The sequence below is a fragment of the Marinilabilia salmonicolor genome (assembly GCF_003003035.1).
GTDB classification, from domain to species: domain Bacteria; phylum Bacteroidota; class Bacteroidia; order Bacteroidales; family Marinilabiliaceae; genus Marinilabilia; species Marinilabilia salmonicolor_A.
This window is the reverse complement of sequence record NZ_PVTS01000006.1, coordinates 195,275-216,564: the sequence shown is the minus strand read 5'-3', so window position 1 is coordinate 216,564 and position 21,290 is coordinate 195,275. Positions and strand designations below refer to the sequence as shown.

General features: G+C 41.6%; 19 protein-coding genes. 8 read left to right on the top strand and 11 right to left on the bottom strand.

The genetic code is table 11. From position 1 onward, the window contains the following. Positions 1 to 230 precede the first annotated feature (230 nt). Positions 231 to 2,426, bottom strand: a complete 2,196-nt coding sequence (locus BY457_RS08185; RefSeq protein WP_106152841.1) for an HD family phosphohydrolase — start codon at positions 2,424 to 2,426, stop codon at positions 231 to 233. A 201-nt stretch (positions 2,427 to 2,627) separates the two neighbouring features. Between BY457_RS08185 and BY457_RS08180 the strand changes: the two genes are divergently transcribed. Both BY457_RS08180 and BY457_RS08175 read left to right on the top strand, forming a co-directional pair. Then, positions 2,628 to 3,410: a C40 family peptidase gene (locus tag BY457_RS08180; protein ID WP_106152840.1), complete on the top strand. Its 783-nt coding sequence runs from the start codon at positions 2,628 to 2,630 to the stop codon at positions 3,408 to 3,410. Positions 3,411 to 3,426: 16 nt separating this feature from the next. Further along, entirely contained in the window at positions 3,427 to 3,888 is a 462-nt protein-coding gene (locus tag BY457_RS08175; RefSeq protein ID WP_106152839.1) for an NUDIX domain-containing protein, read from the top strand. 80 nt (positions 3,889 to 3,968) lie between these two features. On the opposite strand, the gene BY457_RS08170 is transcribed toward BY457_RS08175, so the two are convergent. From BY457_RS08170 to tnpA, 6 genes are all read right to left on the bottom strand, one after another. Beyond that, the gene (locus BY457_RS08170) at positions 3,969 to 4,607 is read right to left on the bottom strand and encodes a WbqC family protein (protein WP_106152838.1); all 639 of its coding nucleotides are present in this window, start codon (positions 4,605 to 4,607) and stop codon (positions 3,969 to 3,971) included. 19 nt (positions 4,608 to 4,626) lie between these two features. Beyond that, on the bottom strand, positions 4,627 to 4,917 hold the full coding sequence (locus BY457_RS08165; RefSeq protein ID WP_106152837.1) for a LapA family protein: 291 nt from the start codon (positions 4,915 to 4,917) through the stop codon (positions 4,627 to 4,629). A gap of 117 nt (positions 4,918 to 5,034) precedes the next feature. Beyond that, positions 5,035 to 6,228 carry a signal peptidase I gene (gene lepB, locus BY457_RS08160; RefSeq protein WP_106152836.1) on the bottom strand — a complete coding sequence of 398 codons (1,194 nt, stop codon included), beginning with the start codon at positions 6,226 to 6,228 and terminating at the stop codon, positions 5,035 to 5,037. 1 nt (position 6,229) lies between these two features. After that, complete coding sequence (lepB, locus tag BY457_RS08155; RefSeq protein WP_106152835.1) at positions 6,230 to 7,663, bottom strand: signal peptidase I; 1,434 nt, start codon at positions 7,661 to 7,663, stop codon at positions 6,230 to 6,232. Between the two features lie 69 nt (positions 7,664 to 7,732). After that, entirely contained in the window at positions 7,733 to 8,452 is a 720-nt protein-coding gene (dapB, locus tag BY457_RS08150) for a 4-hydroxy-tetrahydrodipicolinate reductase (protein WP_106152834.1), read from the bottom strand. 534 nt (positions 8,453 to 8,986) lie between these two features. Beyond that, the gene (tnpA, locus tag BY457_RS08140; protein WP_258176668.1) at positions 8,987 to 9,295 is read right to left on the bottom strand and encodes an IS200/IS605 family transposase; all 309 of its coding nucleotides are present in this window, start codon (positions 9,293 to 9,295) and stop codon (positions 8,987 to 8,989) included. Between the two features lie 390 nt (positions 9,296 to 9,685). On the opposite strand from tnpA, the gene BY457_RS08135 reads away from it, so the two are divergent. The 3 genes from BY457_RS08135 to BY457_RS08125 all read left to right on the top strand — a co-directional run bounded on the left by BY457_RS08135 (position 9,686) and on the right by BY457_RS08125 (position 11,698). Beyond that, positions 9,686 to 10,000, top strand: coding sequence for a hypothetical protein (locus BY457_RS08135; RefSeq protein ID WP_106152833.1), 315 nt, complete (start codon positions 9,686 to 9,688; stop codon positions 9,998 to 10,000). A 78-nt stretch (positions 10,001 to 10,078) separates the two neighbouring features. Further along, positions 10,079 to 11,167, top strand: a complete 1,089-nt coding sequence (locus tag BY457_RS08130) for a hypothetical protein (protein ID WP_106152832.1) — start codon at positions 10,079 to 10,081, stop codon at positions 11,165 to 11,167. 12 nt (positions 11,168 to 11,179) lie between these two features. Next, positions 11,180 to 11,698 (top strand): hypothetical protein, encoded by a 519-nt coding sequence (locus BY457_RS08125; RefSeq protein WP_106152831.1) that lies wholly within the window; start codon positions 11,180 to 11,182, stop codon positions 11,696 to 11,698. 323 nt (positions 11,699 to 12,021) lie between these two features. On the opposite strand, the gene rplT is transcribed toward BY457_RS08125, so the two are convergent. The 4 genes from rplT to thrS form a co-directional block, all read right to left on the bottom strand. Beyond that, the gene (gene rplT / locus BY457_RS08120; RefSeq protein WP_106152830.1) at positions 12,022 to 12,375 is read right to left on the bottom strand and encodes a 50S ribosomal protein L20; all 354 of its coding nucleotides are present in this window, start codon (positions 12,373 to 12,375) and stop codon (positions 12,022 to 12,024) included. Between the two features lie 172 nt (positions 12,376 to 12,547). After that, complete coding sequence (gene rpmI / locus BY457_RS08115; RefSeq protein ID WP_444542987.1) at positions 12,548 to 12,736, bottom strand: 50S ribosomal protein L35; 189 nt, start codon at positions 12,734 to 12,736, stop codon at positions 12,548 to 12,550. A 41-nt stretch (positions 12,737 to 12,777) separates the two neighbouring features. Further along, positions 12,778 to 13,332 carry a translation initiation factor IF-3 gene (infC, locus tag BY457_RS08110; protein ID WP_106152829.1) on the bottom strand — a complete coding sequence of 185 codons (555 nt, stop codon included), beginning with the start codon at positions 13,330 to 13,332 and terminating at the stop codon, positions 12,778 to 12,780. Between the two features lie 182 nt (positions 13,333 to 13,514). After that, entirely contained in the window at positions 13,515 to 15,461 is a 1,947-nt protein-coding gene (gene thrS / locus BY457_RS08105; protein WP_106152828.1) for a threonine--tRNA ligase, read from the bottom strand. Positions 15,462 to 15,974: 513 nt separating this feature from the next. Between thrS and BY457_RS08100 the strand changes: the two genes are divergently transcribed. The 3 genes from BY457_RS08100 (at position 15,975) to BY457_RS08090 (ending at position 21,269) form a co-directional block, all read left to right on the top strand. Then, the gene (locus BY457_RS08100; RefSeq protein ID WP_106152827.1) at positions 15,975 to 16,580 is read left to right on the top strand and encodes an ABC transporter ATP-binding protein; all 606 of its coding nucleotides are present in this window, start codon (positions 15,975 to 15,977) and stop codon (positions 16,578 to 16,580) included. Between the two features lie 37 nt (positions 16,581 to 16,617). Then, the gene (locus BY457_RS08095; RefSeq protein ID WP_106152826.1) at positions 16,618 to 17,391 is read left to right on the top strand and encodes an ABC transporter permease; all 774 of its coding nucleotides are present in this window, start codon (positions 16,618 to 16,620) and stop codon (positions 17,389 to 17,391) included. Positions 17,392 to 18,101: 710 nt separating this feature from the next. After that, positions 18,102 to 21,269, top strand: coding sequence for a SusC/RagA family TonB-linked outer membrane protein (locus BY457_RS08090; RefSeq protein ID WP_106152825.1), 3,168 nt, complete (start codon positions 18,102 to 18,104; stop codon positions 21,267 to 21,269). Positions 21,270 to 21,290: the final 21 nt, after the last annotated feature.

Genomic DNA, 21,290 nt, shown 5'->3' with positions numbered 1-21,290 from the left:
GGGTTGATTTTCGGCTTTGCCGAAAATCAACCCCTACCAACCCTGCCAAACAATTATTGTAATGGTTTTTTTCGGACAATAGTGAAAGTTAATATAGATTGCATTAAGGCCGTTTGAATTTTTCTGCCTTCTGCCTGGATAGCTATTCAAACCCGTTGTCTGTCTTATAGACTTAAGCTCATAGCTCGTAGCTCATGCTTCGTAGCTCACCTCTCATCTCTTGTTCCCCTTTACTCATCCGGCGCATCCGGAGGGGTTTGCGGTTCCCTGTTTTCTGAAGTCTGCGGGGTATCCTGGTTTTTCAACTCAGGATATTCCACTCTGGCGTGGTAGATGTTCTTGAGTTTTTGCTTGAACACCTCTTTTACCTGCGTTATTTCACGGAATGTGATGGGGGCGTTGACAAACTGGTTTTCATCAATCTGACTTTCAATAATGTTTTCCACAAGTTTCTCAATTTCCACGTCGGTATATTTTTTGAGACTTCTTGAAGCAGCTTCCACGGCATCCGCCATCATCAATATGGCCGTCTCTTTGGTAAAAGGTGTAGGGCCGGGGTAGGTAAATTGAGAAATGTCCGGTTTTTTGTCAGGATTTTCATTAAGATAGGAGTTGTAGAAATATTTGGTCTTAGTGGTTCCCTGATGCGTCCGGATGAAGTCGATGATTTGTTCGGGTAGTTTGTGCTTTCTGGCAATTTTCACTCCTTTTTCAATGTGTTGAATGATGGATTGGGCACTTTTTTCATAATCCAGATTGGTATGAGGATTAAAGCCGGTATTCTGGTTTTCCGTAAAGAAGATGGGAGAGACGGTTTTGCCAATATCGTGATACATAGCACCGGCCCTTACCAGCAATGGATTTCCACCAATACGATATACCGCCTCCTGGGCCAGGTTTCCGACCTGCAGTGAGTGTTGGAAAGAGCCCGGGGCTTTCTCTGCCAGTTTGCGCAGCAGAGGATGATTGGTGTCAGACAGCTCCACCAGTGTTACATCCGAAATAAATCCGAACGCTTTCTCAAACACATAAATAAGAGGATATACCAGCAGTATAAAGGCACCGTTAATGAAAAACTGACCGTACAAAGATAAATCGATGTTTTGCAGATCCCCTTCCTGCAGGATAGCCATGGCTGTGTAGAAGCCCGAGTAGGCAAGTACAATGAAAATGGATGCCCGCACCAGTTGTTCGCGGCGAACCATTCTGAACAGGCTGAAAATGGCAATCAGCCCGATTGGTACCTGCATATACACAAACTCAAAACTGTTTTGAGTGAAGAAAGCCCCCATCAGTATGGTGATTACATGCATGAAGAAGGCCAGCCGTGAATCAAAAAAGGTCCGGATGATTATGGGCAATATGGCAAACGGGATGATGTAAAGCGGAAAAAAATCGAACAACCTGGATAATCTTACCAGCAACAACATTCCAATTACCATGATCAGCATAAAGGATATGGACAGCAGGTTGTTGTAAACATCTCGTCTGAAGAAATAAAGGAACAGATAAATCAATCCCATAAACAGTAATGTGAAAAGTACCTGGCCCAGCAAGATGAAGTAATAGCCCGACCCGCTTCCCAGAGATGTTTCGTACTCTTTCTTTAGTGAGTCCAGTATTTTTACTGTTTTGTCGTCAATGATCTCTCCGGTATCTACGATTCTTTGTCCCGACAACACAATGCCACTGGTAAGGCTCATGTTTTTGAGTATCTTATCTCTTTCACGGGTTGTTCTTTCGTGGTCAAAATTAATATTTGGCTCCAGGTATTTATTAATCTGAAGGTCGGAAACCAGATTGTCCAGCACCTGCTGATCCACCTCTGTTAACTCCTTCATCTGCCTGAATATGTGTAGTGTAATTTGCTGATAGGCACTCTGATAATTATGGAATTCACTGAGTCCGGAAGGTTCTGCGAAATTATTCCTGACCAGTATTAACTCAAAAGCAGGACTTGCATTGATGTATTGTTCAGGTAGGTTGATTAATCCTTTGTTGTATATTTTTATCAGTTCCTTTTTTGTGGTTTCCTTGATGATGCTCCAGAGATTGGAATCTTTTCTCGCCGGAGTATCCAGCAGGAAAGGATATTTTTCTGTCAGTTCATCCTTTTTATTGTCAAATTCAATCCGGATTCTGTTGGTTTGCTCTGCTTTACGGAGCGTGTCGAAATTGAAATAAGGACGGAAATTATCAAGAATACTGTCTCTTTCGTTCTGTAATTCGTTCTGGCTTTTATATACGGGGAAGTCAAAAGGGGCAATGAGCATTTCATGCTTCCAGGGTTTCCCTTTGCTGTACTCATAAGGAAATTTTCCTTCACGCGGCAGGATATAAACCACCAATGCAATGGCGGATAGAAATATTAATATCCGGTAGATGGCTGTAGCGTTATCTTTGATATTAGAGAAAAAACCTGACATACTATCTGTTGTTTTTGTCTTGTAAAACCTTGGTTTCCCGGGCCGGTTGATAAAAATGAACCGCGCTGCGGTAATGTGACTTTATTTTCTTAATTTAAAGTACTAATATAGTGAAAAGGTTCAGCCCGATGGTTCATTGGCTCTACTTTTTGGTCTGCTTTTTGTTTTAAAAGACGGCACGGTATTAAAAATTCATTATAAATGACACAATCCATATGTACTTACGGATTTATTCCGGTACGCACAGAGCCATCGGAAGGGGCTCAACTGGAAACCCAGATATTGTTTGGTGAAAGTTTTGACATATTGGAACATCAGCCCGGGTGGGTTCAGATACAATGTCATTATGACGGCTATAGGGGCTGGATTGACAGCAAACTGGTTACCAAAATGGAAGAGCGGGATGTTGAGCACTGGAATCGTTCCTCAGGACATATTGTCACAAAGCCATTTGTAAAAGTAATTCGGGAGTCCGATTCTACACCTATGCTCCTTTCATCCGGGAGCCGTGTGGTATTTAACAGCGATGATCGCAATGCCATCAGAATCGGTTCTGACGAATATTTCTGGCAGGGAACGCTGCCTTCCGGACGCTTTGACTTGGAAGAAGTGGCCCGTGGATACCTAAATGCCCCATATCTGTGGGGTGGGCGAACTTTTTATGGCATCGATTGCAGCGGATTGGTTCAGAATGTATATAAAGCCGGCGGTGTGTTTTTGCCCAGGAATGCTTCTCAGCAAATTAATTATGGTGAAGTTGTGAGCTTTGTGGAAGAAGCGGGAACCGGTGATCTGGCTTTTTTCGATAATGAGGAGGGAGCAATTGTGCATGTTGGATTGTGTCTTGGTCAGGGGCGCATATTGCATGCCAGTGGTTCCGTTCGCATTGATGCTTTTGATCATCAGGGCATTTACAATAAAGAGGAACGTGCTTATACTCACCATCTAAGAGTTATAAAACGAATCATTCAAACCTCCGAATAAGTCATAATTTCGTCTGATGCAACAAAAATATTGTTACGATTATCCCCGTCCTGCCGTCACAGCCGATGTGGTCGCATTGGCAGGTAGTTCTCTGAAGGAAGCAAAACTTTTATTGATTAAACGGGAGAAACCCCCTTTTCAGGATATGTGGGCCTTGCCGGGCGGTTTTGCAGAAATGGATGAAGACATTGAGACCACTGCTGTTCGTGAACTGGAAGAAGAGACCGGCCTTCGAGGGGGCAAAGTTCATCAGATTGGTGCTTTTGGAAAAGTCGGGCGGGATCCCCGTCACCGAACGGTTACTGTGGCATTTTTATCGGCTCTGGAGGGGATTGCTGATGTAAAAGGGGCTGATGACGCATCGGATGCCAGATGGTTTCCGCTTGAGGAGTTGCCCCCACTGGCTTTTGATCATGAAGAAATTGTAAATCAGGGCGTGGAACTGTGGGAGAAAATGGATGGGAAGGATAGGGGGTAGGAGGCAGAAGGCAGAAGCTCATAGCTCAACTCTCATCCCTCATTTCTCACCACTTACTCCACAACACAGAACCCAAAACTCTATTCCCCTTTCATTTCCTCAAGAACCAAAAACGCTTCGGGGCCTTTATTAAATAATAAATCGAGAATGCTCAGATTGGGCTGAAACCCGTGGCGCTCATCAAATACCTGCTTGTAAGGAACTGTTGAGGTGCCGGTGAGTATAGGATTGATTGTTTTTTTGGGATGGATATGTTCTCTCAGGTCCAGTATTTCGTCTGATTGCGAGTTCACAAATTCTTCAGTGAAGTTGATTTCAACATCAATTCCCAGTAAATCGCAGATTAGGTTTGTGGAGTCCAGATTGAAATCAAAAAGACGGGAATATTTTTTTGTGAAAAAAGGTTCAATCTCGTCGGCATAGAACTGAAAGAAAGGAGACGAATTATAGGCAGAGACCAACGATTGCCAATGGTTGTGTTGCCAGGGGGTGTGATAGGCAATTTTTATATCTTTGTCATGTACCTTTCTGTTTTTCTCCTTTTCCACCGGTATGGTAAGGGATAAAGAACCGTTTGCCGCCATGATGTTATAGCGGTTCCGGTATGTTTGTCTGGTGTAGTGAGAATGTTTCTCAATAATGGCTTTGCCCTTTGATAATTGCGCAAAATATTCCACAGGCCCAAAGCAGGCCTGGCAAAGCAATGGTGTTTCCAACATAGGGTAATCTTTCTCAGTTTTACTCTTTCTCAGTGTTTTCCGTCCATTCCGGTTTGATATCTTCTTCCTTTGGAGGTTCAATTGGTTTTTCTTTGGATTTTTCTTTCTTTTTTCCGGAAGAACGGAATGAGAAGATCATACCCACAATTAATCCCAGCAGGAAAGCCACAATGAGCAATACCGATAAGGGAAGGTAGGGTTCCCATATAAAAAACTTAAAGGCAACTTCACCGGCATTCTGCACAGAGAAGAAAACAAGTATCAGAGCCGCTATAACAAAGCCCCAAAGTGAAAATGACTGTTTGCGCATGGTTGTGGTATTTAATGGTTTATTATGTTGTAAATCATGAGTGTCCGGTTGAATGATTTATTGGATGTGATTAGAGGAGCACCTAAACCCTAAAACTCATTTCTCTTTGCTCATCCCTCATTCTCCCCCTAAATGTATAAACTTTTCAGGTATTTTTCCAATGATGTGGTTTTGGGGGAGTAACCCCCAAAATCGGCTGTCGAAGGATTTTGGCCGGTTGTCACCCATCACCCAGTAATAATCCATTTTAAAAGTGTAATTCTTTCGGGGCCTGCCGTTAATAAAGACCTGTCCCTCTTTAAGCGATAAGCTGTTCCCTTCATGAACGGTAATGGCACGTTTGTAAATATTTATGTTCTCAGGTGAGACATCAATGGTAGTTCCCCGGCCCGGGATAATTACCGGCCCCATGAAATCGGTGTTCCAGCCGGTTGATTTATCAAAGGGAAAGGTGTGAATGTCCGGAACATTTCTTTCGAGCAAGGCAGGATTCAGATGCTGACTGATACTGTCCGGTAATTGTTGAAAAGCTTCCCGGGTCATCTCTACAATGAGATTGCCGGATTGTTGATAATGGTTTAGAAAGCACTTGCGTTGTTCAGCTTTTTTAAAAGCCTTTTCCGTATTGTCCCAACGAAATTTTTTTATGACCGTGCCGGCAAGATAGGCTTCCTGATTGTTTATCAACAGCACTCCGTTGTAAATGGTAATGGTATCTCCGGGCAGCCCTGCAACACGTTTTACAAAACGGGGACGGTTCTTGACTTTCAACGGAACCAGGTTGCCCCATTTGCGAATCTGTCTTAGCCGGTCAAAATTGTTGTAGTGACGCTTCAGGTAGTAATAGCTTTCATCGGGTCTGTTCTCCAGAATGGTATCGCCTTCCGGAAAATTGAAAAGAATGACATCACCTCTTTTCAGATCCGACGTTCCCTTCATCCGGAAGTATTTTTCCGGGTCTTCAGGAAACCTTCTCGGTCCGGGTATCAATTTATTGACGATGATGTAGTCGCCGGGATTGATGGCTTTTTCCATGGATGCGGAAGGGACTGAAATAAGTTCCACGCCGAAGCGATATATTAAAAGTCCTATTCCTAAGCCTATCCCTGCAATCCAGAGAGCTGACAGGGTAGTGAATACCTTGGGATGATTTCGTACAAAATCACTTTTCAATGTGGCATACCTGTGTCGGTATCTCCATTTGAGCCATAACAAAATTAATGCTGCCAGTGGTATCCAGATGATGTGGAACCACAGGGCAGCAAAAATAATGAATACTGAAAGCGTTATTGTGTAAATCAGTCGGATCATTTTATTCTCCTGCGTATTTGAAGAATCTGTTCCAGCGGATATTCATCGGAAAGGACTTGTTCTTATCCAGTGAGAGCCAAACCAAAAGCGGCTTGCCGATGATGTGGTCCTCGGGCACAAACCCCCAGTATCTCGAATCGGCTGAGTTGTGGCGATTATCACCCAGCATGAAATAGTAATCCATCTGGAAGGTGTACTCTTCAGTCGGTTCTCCGTTTATGTATATTTGCTGATTCTTTACCTCCAGTGAATTCCCTTCGTAGTTGCGGATTACTCGTTCATATAAAAGAATATTTTCCATCGAAATGGAAACAGTAGTTCCTTTCTGAGGCATCACAACCGGACCGTAATTGTCGCGACTCCAGGGGAAGTTTTTGCTGTAGGGGAATACCTGCATTCCGGAACTGTCAGGTTCCGATTCGGCAATGGCAATCTGTTCTATGAAAGGCATCTTTTTTATTTCGTCCACCATGGACTGTGTCAAAGGCAGCGAGTAGTAAGGGCCCTGTCGTCCGGCATACCGCTCCGGATCGCTGATATCCAAACGTTCATAAAACTTTTTGTTCAGCGTGGTTCCATCGGTGATAATGTGATAATTGTGCTGAACACCTTCTGGTTCCTCAAACAATGCTCCGTTGATGAAAATTTGATTATTCCTGATTTTAAAGGTGTCGCCCGGAAGTGCTACGCATCTTTTTACATAGTTGTCGCGTCTGTCAACAGGACGACCAATTACTTCTCCAAAATCGTTGGGATTGTTTTTTACAAAATCGGCACCCAGTTTTCGTTCCATCAGGCGTTGCTGGTATTCCGGAAGATTTTGATAGTCTCCATTTTCTGATCCTCTCAGGCGGCTTTGACCGTATTGTCTGATGATGTTGAAGTAGGATGGATTGGGCTGTAGAAATGCCACGGTATCTCCTGCAGGAAAGTTGAAGACCACGATGTCTCCTCTTTCGACCTCTCCAAAACCTGCCAGGCGCCTGTAATCCCATTGTGGCTTTTCACTGTACGATTTGGTATTGATGATCGGAAACGTATTCTGAACCAACGGGAAGGAGAGGGGAGTCTGAGGAATTCTCGGACCATAACTCATCTTGCTCACAAAAAGATGGTCCCCAACCAGTAGCGTTTTTTCCAGCGAGGAGGTTGGAATCTTGTAGTTCTGAAAGAAAAAGATGTTGATAAGATAAACTGCAACCAGAGCGAAAACCAGTGCGTCGAGCCACTCTTTCCATGCTGGTGGTTTGCTGCCGTCCTTGGTTTTTTTCCAGGCATCCCAGGGGATAAACTTTGTGATGTAAAGGTCAAAAATAACAGGAAGTCCCAGTAAAAACCAGAAGTTCTCCAACCAGATGACCCATAAAACAAATAAAAGGGCCGCTAAACTGAATTTTATCCAACTTGCCCTTTTTACATTCTGCAGTTTTATCATTGTAGGTTATGTTTTTGTTGAACGCATAGACACAATGCCGGTATGACATTGTGCCTCTGTGTTGTATTGTTAGAATTTAAGCATGTCGCGCATGCCCAGGAAGCCTTTGTTTTTAGCTGCGAATTCCGCAGCAAGAACCGCGCCAAGAGCGAATCCCTGACGTGACTTGGCACTGTGATGAATAGTTATTTCATCCACTTCCGATTCGTATTTTACGGTGTGAATTCCCGGCACGTCGCCTTCTCGTTCTGCCCTTATAACCAGATCGCTCTCTTTTTCTCCTTTGTCGAGTTTCCACTCTTTCTTCCGATCGATATTTTCCAGCAGATCTTCAGCAAGGGTGATGGCAGTTCCACTGGGGGCATCCAGTTTCTGGGTGTGGTGCACTTCAGTCATCTCCACATCATAATCGTCGAGATCGTTCATGATTTTCGCCAGGTGACGGTTAAGTTCAAAAAGGATATTTACTCCCACACTAAAATTGGAGGCATAAAAGAACGTCTGGCCGTCCTTTTCACATGCCTTTTTTATTTCGGGCAATTTATCCAGCCATCCGGTAGTTCCGGAAACCACCGGCTTGTTGTACTCAAAGCATTTCTGATAGTTGGAAAAAGCAACTTTGGGAATGGTGAATTCGATGGCCACATCTGCCTTCTCAAAATTGCCATCGCCAAAGTCCTCTCCTGTGGCCACAGGGTCAATGCGTGACACAATTTCATGACCGCGCGACTGAGCAATTTTTTCAATCTCTTTCCCCATTTTTCCGTATCCAATCAATGCTATCTTCATATTGTAAGGTTTTTGTGATTACTAGATTGACAAAACACAAAGATAACAAAATATGATAAGTGGGGGCAAAGGGTAGGTGGCTATTGGGGCTTGGTTTTTATCCTCCGGAATCCCCTGGAATAAATTCCAGGATTATAATATGGTTCGCTCCTATGGAGCTTTAATGGAAATCAGGTAATTATTAAATCAAATTTTACATAGGACATAGGACATCATTTCAACTCATCAAAAATATATCTGGGATCATAATCTATCTTGAAAGCTTGCAGTAATTGAGTGTATTCTTTCAGAAATTGTTTTTTCCGGTGATGTTCTTCCTGGTTTTGGATATATCGGTAAACCCGGTGGATGTGAGATTGGTTGTAGGTAAAGCATCCAAAACCTGTTTGCCATTCGAAACGATGGCTTAAGTAGAGTCCGTCAATAAACTAAGTAAAGTTTCTCAAGTTCGCTGTTTCTGTTCAGAAGGTTCCGTTTACAAGGCTTGCCATTAACGGAAATGGGGAGTTTACTTGAGTTAATGAGCAATTTCCGCTAATGGCGTAACGCAGTAAACGGGACTTTATGGACAGAAACTAAGTAATTGGTTTCATTGAGCCATTTGGATGATTTTGCCTTAACTATCTTCATCAGGTCGGAAACAGCCCAGGTTGGTTTGAGACCAATAAAACAATGCACGTGATCTTCCACTCCGGTGACAATGATGTTCTTGCAACCTTTTTCGTTGATTAGGTTTCCCATAACACCGAAAAAGGTTCCTCTCCATTTCTTTTCCAGGACTGCATCTCTGTATTTGACTGCAAATACAGTCTGCACATACATTTGGTGATATGTATTTGCCATTGTTTTGGGTTTTAGGTTGAAGGTAGTTGTTGTTTAGTTGTTTTATGTTTGTTGCTTTCGGTTGTTAGTAAAAAATAATTTGACATAAGTTTGCTCTTTTGGGGGAGAATGTCAAATGGATAGGATTTCTCTGTTTTTGAAAATTTAAGGGCCGAAAATAGAGAATTTTGGTCGATGGTTCATGGGAATGGGAAATTCTACCAGAACAGATGGTGTGAGATTTATGTATAATCTCTGTTATTGGATTTGGACCGAAGAAAATTACCTCATGCGGCAGTGAGAGAAAGGATGAGGTAAAAATTAATTAATCGGTAAAACCAAAACTTGTAATTTATTTCAAAATTTCTTTATTTTACTACTCATTATTGTTGAATTAAAACCCTAATACCCATGAAAAAGATTCTTTCCGCCACAGGTGTGGCCTGTTCTTTTTTTCTTTCCGTGTTTTTTATCAGTTGTGAACAAGATGAATTAATAGTTGATCCTGCTCAGGAAGAAGTGGTTCCTGACTATGAGTCCCTCTCCTCGGCGTGTGACTGGTTTTACAGTCAGACAGGTGGAGATGTTCTAATGGAGTTTAAATCTCAGACCAAGAGCACCGGCAGCCCAAAGCAGACTCTTCCATTGCTTGGCGACTGGGAAAGTGGCCTGACCCGCCGTATTGAGCATATCAGGAATGTGGAGGTTCCCGTTTATAGTGTGTAGGATGAAGAGGCGTACATCGAGGCCTTAAATGGCATAGGTGACTTAAAAAGTGGCCAGTCTGGTCCTAAAGATGAAGATTTGCCTTCCCGCACCCGCTTTGTGGTTCAGACCAACGAAGAAACCGGAACCACCCGCGGCTTTATGATGACCGTAATTCCTGATCAGGAATACCTGGCTTCGGGTGGAAGCATCGATTCCATCGATTATTATTACCGTGGAGCTGATTTCTCGGGTTTGATTGTTTTCAATCATTTGGATGGTAGTTTTGCCAATGGATGGAAGTATGAGGAGGGAGAAGTGAAAAATTGTTTTTTGCCTAGTAGAAATCAATCATCTAATCTGTTGAAAAGTGTAACAATTTTACATATAAGGTATTGTTACAATTTAGAAGTCTCTTATGCCGGTTATTCTTCTACCAAGAGGGTTTGTCATTCCGAAGATCAGTATGTTTTCACAGCAGCCTTTAGTTCTGCAGGTGGTGGTAGTTCTTTGTTTACCCGACCTTCTTCCGAATTTGGGACTTTAGGAGGTGGAGGAGGAGCATATTTGCCTTCAGCTTCATTACAACCACTTACCAATAGTATTGCCTTAAACAATATGCTACTTCCGTCTCAGACTCTTTTATTGGAGGATGCATTGGATGAGTTGATAGGAGTCTGTTCAGATGAATACATCTACAATGAACTGGTGGCTCAAGGAAAGAAATTCAATTTCAAGATGGATAGTTCATTAGGTGGTTTTGCCGGTTATGATCCCGCATCTAAAACTTTTTCTTTTCGGAACAATGATGCCATCTCATCAGGCAAACTGAAAGAGGAGTTTTTTCATGCTTTTCAGGATGCTTTTTATGCCGGAGGGATTTCGCAGTATTATAACGCGGCGGGAAATGTTAATATTGAGTTTGAGGCGAAGTTGTATAGGGATATTACTGCAGCAAATTGTTGTATGGCATTTTATGAAAGCTCTGCGCCGCAATCGGTTAAAGATCAATATACAAGATGGATTCAATCTCTTCAGGAAAATCCTTTTAGCATAACTTCAACTGATTATCAAAAATGGCTTAAATTGTTTAATCAATATACCAACTCGTATAGTTCACCTTTAAGTTCGAATTTAAGCTATCCTCATGCAATAGACCATATTATTAATATATCAAACTGTTTTTAAAAAACATCATTTATGCGAACTTCAATTATAATAGTCCTGGTTCTTATATTTGGAATTACCACAAAAAGTCAGAGTCATTTTTTAGGAGATACACTAATAAAAACGATATCTGTTTTTGATAATGATACAATTTATAAGTATGTAAACTTTGATGGGGAATTTAATGAGTTGCCTCGTCCAAGAACTGCTGCGGGACAAATTCCTGAACCTGTAGTATTCAACTATAAACCCAAAAGTTTAATAATTAATTCTATCAAAGAAATTTTCAATCCGAAGGAGATTGATGAACTTATCGAAAGCAAGTGTAGTGTACAATGTATTTCGACATCCACCGGAAAGGTTGAAAGTGTTTCTTTTATGTTTGCAGAAAGAGAACCTGAAATTTGTTTTAATAAATTTGTGAGTCTCTCTCAAAAAATAAAAGAGAAATTGACAATCGAAACAGAATTTAATATGGAAATTGAAGAGGGTGGTTATGTACTTTCTACTAATCCATTATATGTTGAACTAAAGAGGGAATTATCTCATTAGTTCAATTTCTATGTTATGTGAAATTTTGTTTTCCTTGATAAAAAGAAAGTACTCAAAGTTCACATATAAGTCCGAATCCGCTCTCTCCCCCTCGATTCCGATCGAGGGGGCTGCAACCCCTTGTCTCTGACGAGAATTCCGAATGATATCAATTATTTAGAAAGCGGTGTGCTGATATCCTGAGTTTTGTCGTCAGGAGACGACGGAAGGAAAGCCCCTCGTTCGGAAACGAGGGGCAGAGGGGCAGGGGAAACGAAATGCAGAGAGACAAAAAAAGCCCGCAATCAAAATAATTGCGGGCTTTAAAAATGTTATCTGAACGTTTAGTTCTTGTTCATGGCTTTTTTCACCACAGCTTTGAAAGCATCGGGGTGGTTAACAGCCAGGTCGGCAAGAACCTTACGGTTGATGTCGATGTTTTGATCTTTCATCATTCCCATCAGGCGGCTGTAAGATACGCCTTCGAGACGTGCAGCAGCGTTGATACGCTGAATCCACAATGAGCGAAAGTTTCTTTTCTTGGCTTTACGGTCACGGTAGGCATAAACCATACCCTTTTCCCAGGCATTTTTGGCAACTGTCCATACGTTTTTACGACGGCCAAAATACCCTCTGGTGAGTTTCATCACCTTTTTTCTTCGTGCTCTTGAAGCAACAGTGTTTACTGATCTAGGCATTTTTACTGTTTTTTAGAATGGTTAGCGTCCCTTTCTGCGGGCTCTTCCTGCTAATTCATTCAATGATTAAAAATAATTTTGTAAGCAACTGGTTATTGAGATTTGAGAAGCTTTCACGGAAATTGGCATTTTCTAATGTCTAATCTCTAACTTCTAATCCCTAACCTCTAACTTACTTCATGGCAAGCTGAAGCTTCACGTTGTTTGTGTCAGCTTTGTGTACCTCACCAAAATAAGTCAGGTTACGCTTTCTTTTAGTCGATTTCTTAGTCAGAATGTGACTTTTAAAAGCGTGCTTACGCTTGATTTTTCCGCTTCCAGTGATTGAAAAACGCTTTTTCGCACTGGAATTCGTCTTCATTTTTGGCATTGTTCTATATATTTAGTTCAAAAAATAGACAACTACTTTTTCTTCTTGGGCGAAAGAAACATGGTCATGCGTTTTCCTTCCAGTTTGGGCAGCTGTTCCACTTTTCCTAACTCTTCAAGGTCCTGAGCCAGGCGGAGCAATAGAATCTCGCCTTTTTCCTTAAACAGGATGCTTCGTCCTTTGAAGAATACGAAAGCTTTCACTTTATCGCCGTCATTGAGGAATTTTTCCGCATGTTTCAGCTTGAAATTGTAGTCATGTTCATCGGTGTTGGGGCCAAATCTGACCTCCTTAACCGAAACCTGAACTGCTTTCTGCTTCTGTTCCTTTTGTTTCTTCTTTTGTTGATAGAGGAACTTTTGATAATCAATGATCCGACATACTGGAGGATCAGCCTTTGGTGAAATCTCCACCAAGTCCAATTCCAGTTCATCAGCCATTTTCATGGCTTCCTGTGTCGGGTAAACCCCCGGATTCTCAAGGTTATCGCCTACCAGTCGTACCTGAGGCACCCGGATTTGACGATTTGTCCTGTACCTGAGTTCATCTTTGGGGTTGCGTCCGGTATTTTTTCTTGGTCTTCCTATATCTAAACCCTCCTTTACTTTTAGGTAATCTTTAAAAATGCAAACTTTCGCTTTGATCCGAAAAAATCAGGGTAATCATCCTAAATTTTAATCATCTTCTGAATATTGCCTGTTTTAAAGATCCCTTTTAGTTAAACAATTCGATTTGGTTAATTTATTCTGTAACCTCTTTTGCTGAGGTCTTACTTTTCTATTTCTTCCAAAAGTTTCTGCTCTTCATTTTTAATGAAGGAAGCAAATTCTTTGAGCGACATAACACCCTGGTCTCCTTCACCTTGTCTGCGTACAGATACCTGGTTGTTTTCTGCTTCTTTCTCACCAACAATCAACAGGTAAGGGATGCGCTTTAATTCATTATCGCGTATCTTTTTACCTATCTTCTCATTACGCTCATCTAATACGGCGCGAATATCGGAATTATTCAGGAAATTTGAAACATTTTTTGCGTATTCATTGAATTTTTCGCTGATGGGCAGAATAACTACCTGCTCAGGAGTCAGCCACAACGGGAATTTTCCTGCTGTGTGCTCAATCAATACGGCCACAAAACGTTCCATACTTCCAAAAGGAGCCCGGTGGATCATGATGGGACGATGCTTTTGATTATCCTGACCGATGTATTCCAGATTGAACCGTTCGGGCAGGTTGTAATCCACCTGAATGGTTCCCAGCTGCCACTTCCGTCCTATGGCGTCACGCACCATGAAGTCCAGTTTAGGCCCGTAAAAGGCTGCTTCTCCGGTTTCAACCACTGTTTCCAGACCTTTTTCATCACAAGCTTCGATAATTGCCTGCTCTGCTTTTTCCCAGTTTTCATCAGACCCGATGTACTTTTCCTTGTTGTCGGGATCGCGTAAAGAAATCTGAGCGATGTAATCTTTAAAATCCAACGCCTTGAAAATGTAAAAGATGATGTCAATCACTTTCTTGAATTCATCTTTTAACTGATCGGGGCGACAGAAAATATGGGCATCGTCCTGGGTAAAGCCGCGTACCCGTGTTAAACCGTGTAACTCGCCACTTTGTTCATAGCGGTAAACCGTTCCAAATTCGGCAAAACGAACCGGAAGGTCACGGTAGGAGTGGGGTTTAACGTTGTATATCTCGCAGTGGTGCGGGCAGTTCATGGGTTTCAACAGAAACTCTTCACCTTCGGCGGGTGTGTGAATAGGCTGAAAAGAATCGGCTCCGTACTTTGCATAGTGACCGGAGGTCTCATACAACTCTTTCTGTCCGATATGTGGTGTGATCACCTGCTCGTAGCCGTATTTTAACTGGACTTTTTTCAGGAAATTTTCCAGACGTTCGCGCAGTTTAGCTCCTTTGGGTAGCCATAATGGCAGTCCCTGTCCTACGCGTTGTGAAAAGGCAAAAAGCTCCAGCTCTTTCCCCAATTTCCGGTGATCCCGCTTGGCTGCTTCTTCGAGCTTTTGCAAATGTTCTTCCAGTAATTTTTGCTTTGGAAAAGTGATACCATAAACACGGGTAAGCTGTTTGCGTTTCTCATCACCGCGCCAGTAAGCTCCTGCAATACTCAGAAGTTTGATGGCTTTGATGGATGCTGTGTTGGGCAGGTGAGGTCCACGACAAAGGTCAGTAAAATTTCCCTGCTCATAAAATGTGATGGTACCGTCTTCCAGCTCGCTGATCAGTTCCACTTTATAGGGATCACCTTTCTTCTCAAAAAACTCGATGGCTTCCTGTTTGGTGACATCGCGTCTCTGATACTCCATTTTCTGGCGGGCCAGCTCCTGCATTTTTTTCTCAATCTTTGGCAGGTCGGCATCTGTAATTACCCGGTCGCCCGGATCCACGTCGTAATAAAAACCGTTTTCGATGGCGGGACCGATACCAAATTTGATTCCGGGGTAGAGCGCTTCTAAAGCTTCGGCCAACAGGTGGGCTGATGAGTGCCAGAATGCATGTTTGCCTTCTGCATCTTCCCACTTATGGAGTTTGATATTGGCGTCCTCTTTAATCGGTCGGTGAAGATCGTACAACTGATCGTTCACAGTGATGGCCAGTACTTCTTTGGCCAGGCGGGGACTGATATCCCTGGCGATTTCCTCACCGGTGATGCCTTCCGCATATTCACGTACCGATTGGTCAGGTAATGTTATTTTTATCATTAGTTATCTGTTTAAAGTCTTTTCGAACGTGCAAAGATAAACATAAGGCGGGGAAAATAAAAATGGGCAGGAGGGAGGTTGGGGGTTGAGGCTGAGCTTGAGAATTGAGAGTTGAGGCTAAGGTTAAGGCTGAGGTTGAGGTTGAGAAATGAGAGCTGAGGATGGCGTGAGTGTTTGAGATTAGTCCTGTCAGGGAGGTGAGATTATATTTTCTAGAAAGGTGTCAGGGAAAAACTATTACTTTGTTTGTCCACGAATTAAAAGCTGAAAACCAGCTTTTCTTGACGACGAAGCCGTTTAAAGTCGCACTTCAAGTGCGACTCAAATTCGTTTAATTCGTGACGCTCGGCTATGCCGCTTGCTTGCAAGAATTCGTGGACGTCAAAGAAAATGGCGTAGCCATTTTAAAAATATTTTGCCAAAAAAAACACGAATATTAGAAGTAAGACACTAAATATTTGTATGTTCGGTATTTCTGATTGTTGTAAATAATTATAGACCACACATTATAATATGATATCATTTGACAATGTTACTTTGAAATATTCAACCGGAACCATCTTTGAAAACCTTTCTTTTTCTGTGCAGGCAGGAAGTAAAGTTTGTATTACAGGCCACTCGGGTACCGGCAAATCATCAGTCCTGAAAATCATACAGGGATATGTGAAGCCTCATAGTGGATCGGTGCAAGTGGGAGGGATGAAACTGGGAAGAGATACCGTGAAAGATATTCGCTCACAGATTGCTTATGTTCCCCAAAACATCAATTTACCTGTTTCCAATGGGGATGAACTGACCAGGATGTTGAATGTTTCATCCAAACGAAGGGACGTTGAATTACTTATGGGGCAGCTGGGGTTGGAAAAGGAAATGTTTGTGCGCCCCTTCGATGAAATGAGTGGAGGACAAAAACAACGGGTGGTTATAGCGGTTTGTCTTTCGTTGGATCGGGATATTGTTTTACTGGATGAACCCACTTCCTCCTTAGATGATGATGCCATCCTTAAACTATTGAAAGTTGTCAGTGGACTTAAAGATAAAACGGTTATTTCTTCCAGTCATCATCATGAATGGGGGGCAGCCATGGAGCAGGAGGTGAGGTTAGGGGTACAGGGTTGAGGAATGAGCTAAGAGCCAAGAACTATAATAAATTGCTATGATTGATATAAAACTTTGGGATTTACTTTTAGGGTTTTCAATTTTGGTTATTCCGGTTTTGATATTCCGTTATTATAAGGTAACGTTAAACGGTGATCTTATAATAAGTGTGCTCCGGATGATTGTCCAACTTTTTTTGGTCGCTGTTTACCTGGAATGGATTTTTGAGAAAAACAATGCATGGATTAACACTGCCTGGGTTTTAATAATGGTTATGGTTGGAGGAGCAACCGTGGTAAAAAGAGTGGGAATCTCCTGGAAGCAATTTTTGCTTCCTTTTATCATTGCCGGGTTAATATCCATGACTATTATTGACGGATTCTTCCTGGGACTGGTTATAAAGTCCGGTTATTTCTTTGATGCCCGTTACTTTGTCCCCATCTCGGGAATGGTACTTGGGAACTCTCTTAATCATAATATAGTCGGTTTAACGGCCTTCTTTAAAGGACTTCACAAGGACAGAGAGTTGTATTACTTTCTCCTGACCAATAGCGGGAGTTCCCGACTTGCTCTGAGGCCTTTTATACAGGATGCTCTAATAAAAGGCCTCAATCCGTTACTTGCAACGATGTCAGTAATTGGACTTATTTCACTTCCCGGCATGATGACCGGACAAATTCTTGGTGGAGCTTCCCCCGCCGTTGCCATTAAATATCAGGTGATGATTATGTTGGCCATATTTGTGGGATGTACGTTAACGCTTGTTCTGAGTATCCTTTTTTCAAAACGAATGGCTTTCGATGAGATGGGGAATGTGAGGGGAGAGAGTTGAGAGTTGAGGAGTGAGAGGTGAGCTAAGAGCTGACAGACCCCGTATTCTAACCTCCAACTTCCAACCTCCAAATTCTCAAACATCAACTACTCTTCTGATAACAAACTACTGACTACTGACTACTGACTACTGACTACTGACTACTGACTACTGACTACTGACTACTGACTACTGACTACTGACTACTGACTACTGACTACTGACTACTGACTACTGACTACTGACTACTCACTACTCACCAAAATCTCACTAACATTTAAACCAAATCTTCTATTGTTTGTTTTTTTAGGGTTACAGCAGAAAAAAAACATACCTGCTGTTGTGCAAGCTTCGTTTATGTAGGGTGGACTCAAGATAAAAAGGCTTGTTTGTGTTATGTTACCCCATTTTTTAGGGGTGTAGTCTGAATAATAGTTAAAAAAACGACTATCTGTTTGGCAGAATAGGGGGTAAAACTGTGATAAAAATCAAAAAAAACAGGTTAGGTTATTTTTTGAAAGCAAAAAGTTATATATTTGTGACAGAAACTTGCCAAAACCTCCCTTCGCCTTAACGAAATGTTTGAAAAGACCTGATAAAGGTCATGATTCTGCTTTTGAGCAGAATTTTGTGATAAAAATCATGTGTTAAATTCTAATAAAAGTTGGAAACATTTCCTAAATTGGAATGTTTTCTTATTGTTCTATTTTTTAATTTTAAACCTATAATCTATGAAGAAAGTACTTTTAGCACTTTCGTTCCTCATGGTTTTTGGGCTTGGTAGTGTTTTAGCACAAGCACAAACTATTACAGGAACTGTTACGGGAAGTGAAGACGGTATGCCGATACCCGGTGTCTCCGTTTTTGTTAAAGGAACTACTGTGGGTACAGTTACCCAGGTAGATGGTACATACTCATTAAATGTACCGGAAGATGCAGAAACTATTGTTTTCTCATTTATTGGAATGCAAACCCAGGAGGTTATTTATGAAGGGCAGAGCACTATAAATGTCGGAATGGTTGATGAATCATTTGCTATGGATGAAGTAATTGTAGTAGCTTACGGTACTTCTACCAAAGGTTCATTTACCGGTTCTGCAGCTGAGGTTAGTTCTGAAAAAATTGAGAAACGTCAGGTTTCTAATGTTTCGCAAGCATTATCAGGAGCCGTTGCAGGTGTGCAGGTGTTGAGTAATAATGGTCAGCCCGGTTCTGAAGCAACAGTTAGGGTTCGTGGAGTCGGTTCTATTAATGCCGGTACTGATCCGTTATATGTTGTTGACGGAATTCCGTTTGATGGAGATTTGTCTTCTATCAATACTTCCGATATTAAGTCAATGACTGTTCTGAAGGATGCCGCATCTACAGCTCTTTATGGCGCTCGTGGGGCCAATGGTATTATAATGATTACCACCAAAGAGGGTAGTGGTAAAGCTAAAGTTAACTTGAATGTTAAATATGGTTTTAATTCACGCGCGGTTGAAAACTATGATGTTTTGACCAGTTCCAAAAATTATATGGAAACTGCTTATAGAGCTATTTATAATGCTGGAATCTATAATCTTGGCTATTCACCGGTTGATGCTAATATTTATGCCAATTCAACAATAACATCTGAAACTGAAGGTGGATTGGGCTATACCGTGTTTACTGTTCCTGATGGGGAATTATTAATTGGAGCGAATGGAAAGTTAAATCCACATGCTACTTTGGGGTATAGCGATGGAGAGTATTTTTATACCCCCGATGATTGGGCTGATGAGACTTTCCAAAATAATCCACGGCAGGAATATAATATTTCAATTTCCGGTGGAACCGAAAAACAGAGTTATTATGTTTCTTTCGGTTATTTGGATGACCAGGGAGTAATCTCAGGTTCCGGTTTTGAACGGTTTTCTGGCCGTTTTAAAGGAGACCATGAAGTTACTGAATGGTTGAAAGTTGGTGCTAATGTTAATTATAACAATGTACAGAGCGATTATCCTGAGGAACAAACCAATACCAGTTCCAGCGGAAACGCTTTTTTTGTTGCCAACTATATCGCGCCAGTCTATCCGTTGTATGTTCGTGATGGCGAAAATGGCCAAATTATGATTAATAATGGGCGTAAAGTTTATGATTATGGTGATGGTGTGAGCACAAATTATTCACGATCTTTCATGTCAATCGCTAACCCTGCTGGTGACTTGACTTACAATAAGACAGATTATTTGATGGATATTGTTAACAGTTCGTGGCATGCAGAATTAAGTCCTGTTCAAGGATTGAAGTTAATTGCCAGGTATGGTTTGAATGTGGATAATACCAGATATGGTGATTTAGGAAATGCTTATATGGGACAAAGTGCTTCTTATGGAGGTACTGCTTATCAAGAACAAACCCGGACAGTTGGATTTAACCAACAGTATATTGGAAGTTATCAAAAGACAATCGGAGAGGATAATAGTATTGATGTTACTATAGGATATGACGGTTATGACTATAGAACGGAGTACATTTATGCTAACGGACAAAATTTATATAACCCTGAAAGTTACTATGTTAATAATGTGATTGATAATGTCAATGGTGGTGGCGCTTTAGATACTTATGCCACACAGGGAATATTTGGCCGTGTGAATTATTCATATAAGGAAACTTATTTTGGTAATGTTGCTTATCGCCGTGATGCTTCAAGTCGTTTCCACCCCGATAATAGATGGGGTGATTTTTGGTCTGCGAGTGCTGCATGGATTATTACCAAGGAACCTTTTTTGTCAGCTGACTGGCTTGATATGCTCAAATTGAAAGCCTCTTATGGCGAGCAGGGTAATGATAATATTGGTAACTATTATGCCTATCTTGATCAATTCAGAATGTCTGGTGCCGATGGTGTATTCTCTGATGGTGCTTTAAGTTATAAAGGGAATAAGGATATCACATGGGAAACTTCAACGTCATACAACGTAGGTCTTGACTTCGCAATGCTTCGCAACCAATTAATTGGGACTGTGGAATATTTCGGAAGAAAGTCAAGCGATATGCTTTATTACAAACCGGTTGCCGGAAGTAATGGGTATACATCTGTTCCTATGAATATTGGGTCAATGACCAACTCCGGTATTGAAGTTGATCTCAGCTACAATATTTTTAACAGAAATAACCTGGTTTGGAATGTTAATGCCAATGCCACATTTGTAAAAAATAAGATTAATGAATTGCATCCTGATCTTGAAGGGGAAATGATTGATGGATCCAGAATCTACAGAGAGGGTGAGTCTATGTATCATATGTATCTGGTAGATTATGCCGGTGTAGATTCTGAAACCGGAGAGGCGTTGTATTGGGCCGAAAATGAAGAAGGTACCCGGATAAGGACAGCTGATTATACATTAGCTCAGTCTTACAAAGTAATGACTGATGATCTCTTGCCTACCGTTTATGGAGGTCTTGGAACTTCAGTTGAAGCCTTTGGTTTTGATGCTTCTGTTCAGGCTTCGTATCAGTTGGGTGGTGATATTTACGATTCAGGTTATGCTCGATTGATGCATGGTGGGACTTCAAGCTTTGCGGGAAATAACTGGCATAAAGATATTTACAATGCCTGGAGGCCCGATAACAAAAACACAGATGTGCCTCGACTGGATGCTAATGACAGGTATGCGAACTCAACCTCTACTAGATTCTTAACCAGTTCAGACTATTTAAGTATTAATAATATTACAATTGGTTATACGCTTCCTTCCGACTTAGTTAGCACATTTAATATTGAGAAGCTTCGTATATATTTTAGTGCCGATAATGTTGCTTTACTTACAAGTCGTAAAGGGTTAGACCCCCGTCAGAGTTTTACCGCTGCAACTACTGCGCGTTATACTCCAATCAGAACAATATCAGGAGGTCTTAGCTTAGTATTCTAATAATTTTAAATGATTTGTACT

Coding starts and splice junctions, on each gene's coding strand:
- BY457_RS08185 (WP_106152841.1), bottom strand. CDS start 2,426: ATGTCAGGTTTTTTCTCTAATATCAAAGATAACGCTACAGCCATCTAC.
- BY457_RS08180 (WP_106152840.1), top strand. CDS start 2,628: ATGACACAATCCATATGTACTTACGGATTTATTCCGGTACGCACAGAG.
- BY457_RS08175 (WP_106152839.1), top strand. CDS start 3,427: ATGCAACAAAAATATTGTTACGATTATCCCCGTCCTGCCGTCACAGCC.
- BY457_RS08170 (WP_106152838.1), bottom strand. CDS start 4,607: ATGTTGGAAACACCATTGCTTTGCCAGGCCTGCTTTGGGCCTGTGGAA.
- BY457_RS08165 (WP_106152837.1), bottom strand. CDS start 4,917: ATGCGCAAACAGTCATTTTCACTTTGGGGCTTTGTTATAGCGGCTCTG.
- lepB (WP_106152836.1), bottom strand. CDS start 6,228: ATGATCCGACTGATTTACACAATAACGCTTTCAGTATTCATTATTTTT.
- lepB (WP_106152835.1), bottom strand. CDS start 7,663: ATGATAAAACTGCAGAATGTAAAAAGGGCAAGTTGGATAAAATTCAGT.
- dapB (WP_106152834.1), bottom strand. CDS start 8,452: ATGAAGATAGCATTGATTGGATACGGAAAAATGGGGAAAGAGATTGAA.
- tnpA (WP_258176668.1), bottom strand. CDS start 9,295: ATGGCAAATACATATCACCAAATGTATGTGCAGACTGTATTTGCAGTC.
- BY457_RS08135 (WP_106152833.1), top strand. CDS start 9,686: ATGAAAAAGATTCTTTCCGCCACAGGTGTGGCCTGTTCTTTTTTTCTT.
- BY457_RS08125 (WP_106152831.1), top strand. CDS start 11,180: ATGCGAACTTCAATTATAATAGTCCTGGTTCTTATATTTGGAATTACC.
- rplT (WP_106152830.1), bottom strand. CDS start 12,375: ATGCCTAGATCAGTAAACACTGTTGCTTCAAGAGCACGAAGAAAAAAG.
- rpmI (WP_444542987.1), bottom strand. CDS start 12,736: ATGAAGACGAATTCCAGTGCGAAAAAGCGTTTTTCAATCACTGGAAGC.
- thrS (WP_106152828.1), bottom strand. CDS start 15,461: ATGATAAAAATAACATTACCTGACCAATCGGTACGTGAATATGCGGAA.
- BY457_RS08100 (WP_106152827.1), top strand. CDS start 15,975: ATGATATCATTTGACAATGTTACTTTGAAATATTCAACCGGAACCATC.
- BY457_RS08095 (WP_106152826.1), top strand. CDS start 16,618: ATGATTGATATAAAACTTTGGGATTTACTTTTAGGGTTTTCAATTTTG.
- BY457_RS08090 (WP_106152825.1), top strand. CDS start 18,102: ATGAAGAAAGTACTTTTAGCACTTTCGTTCCTCATGGTTTTTGGGCTT.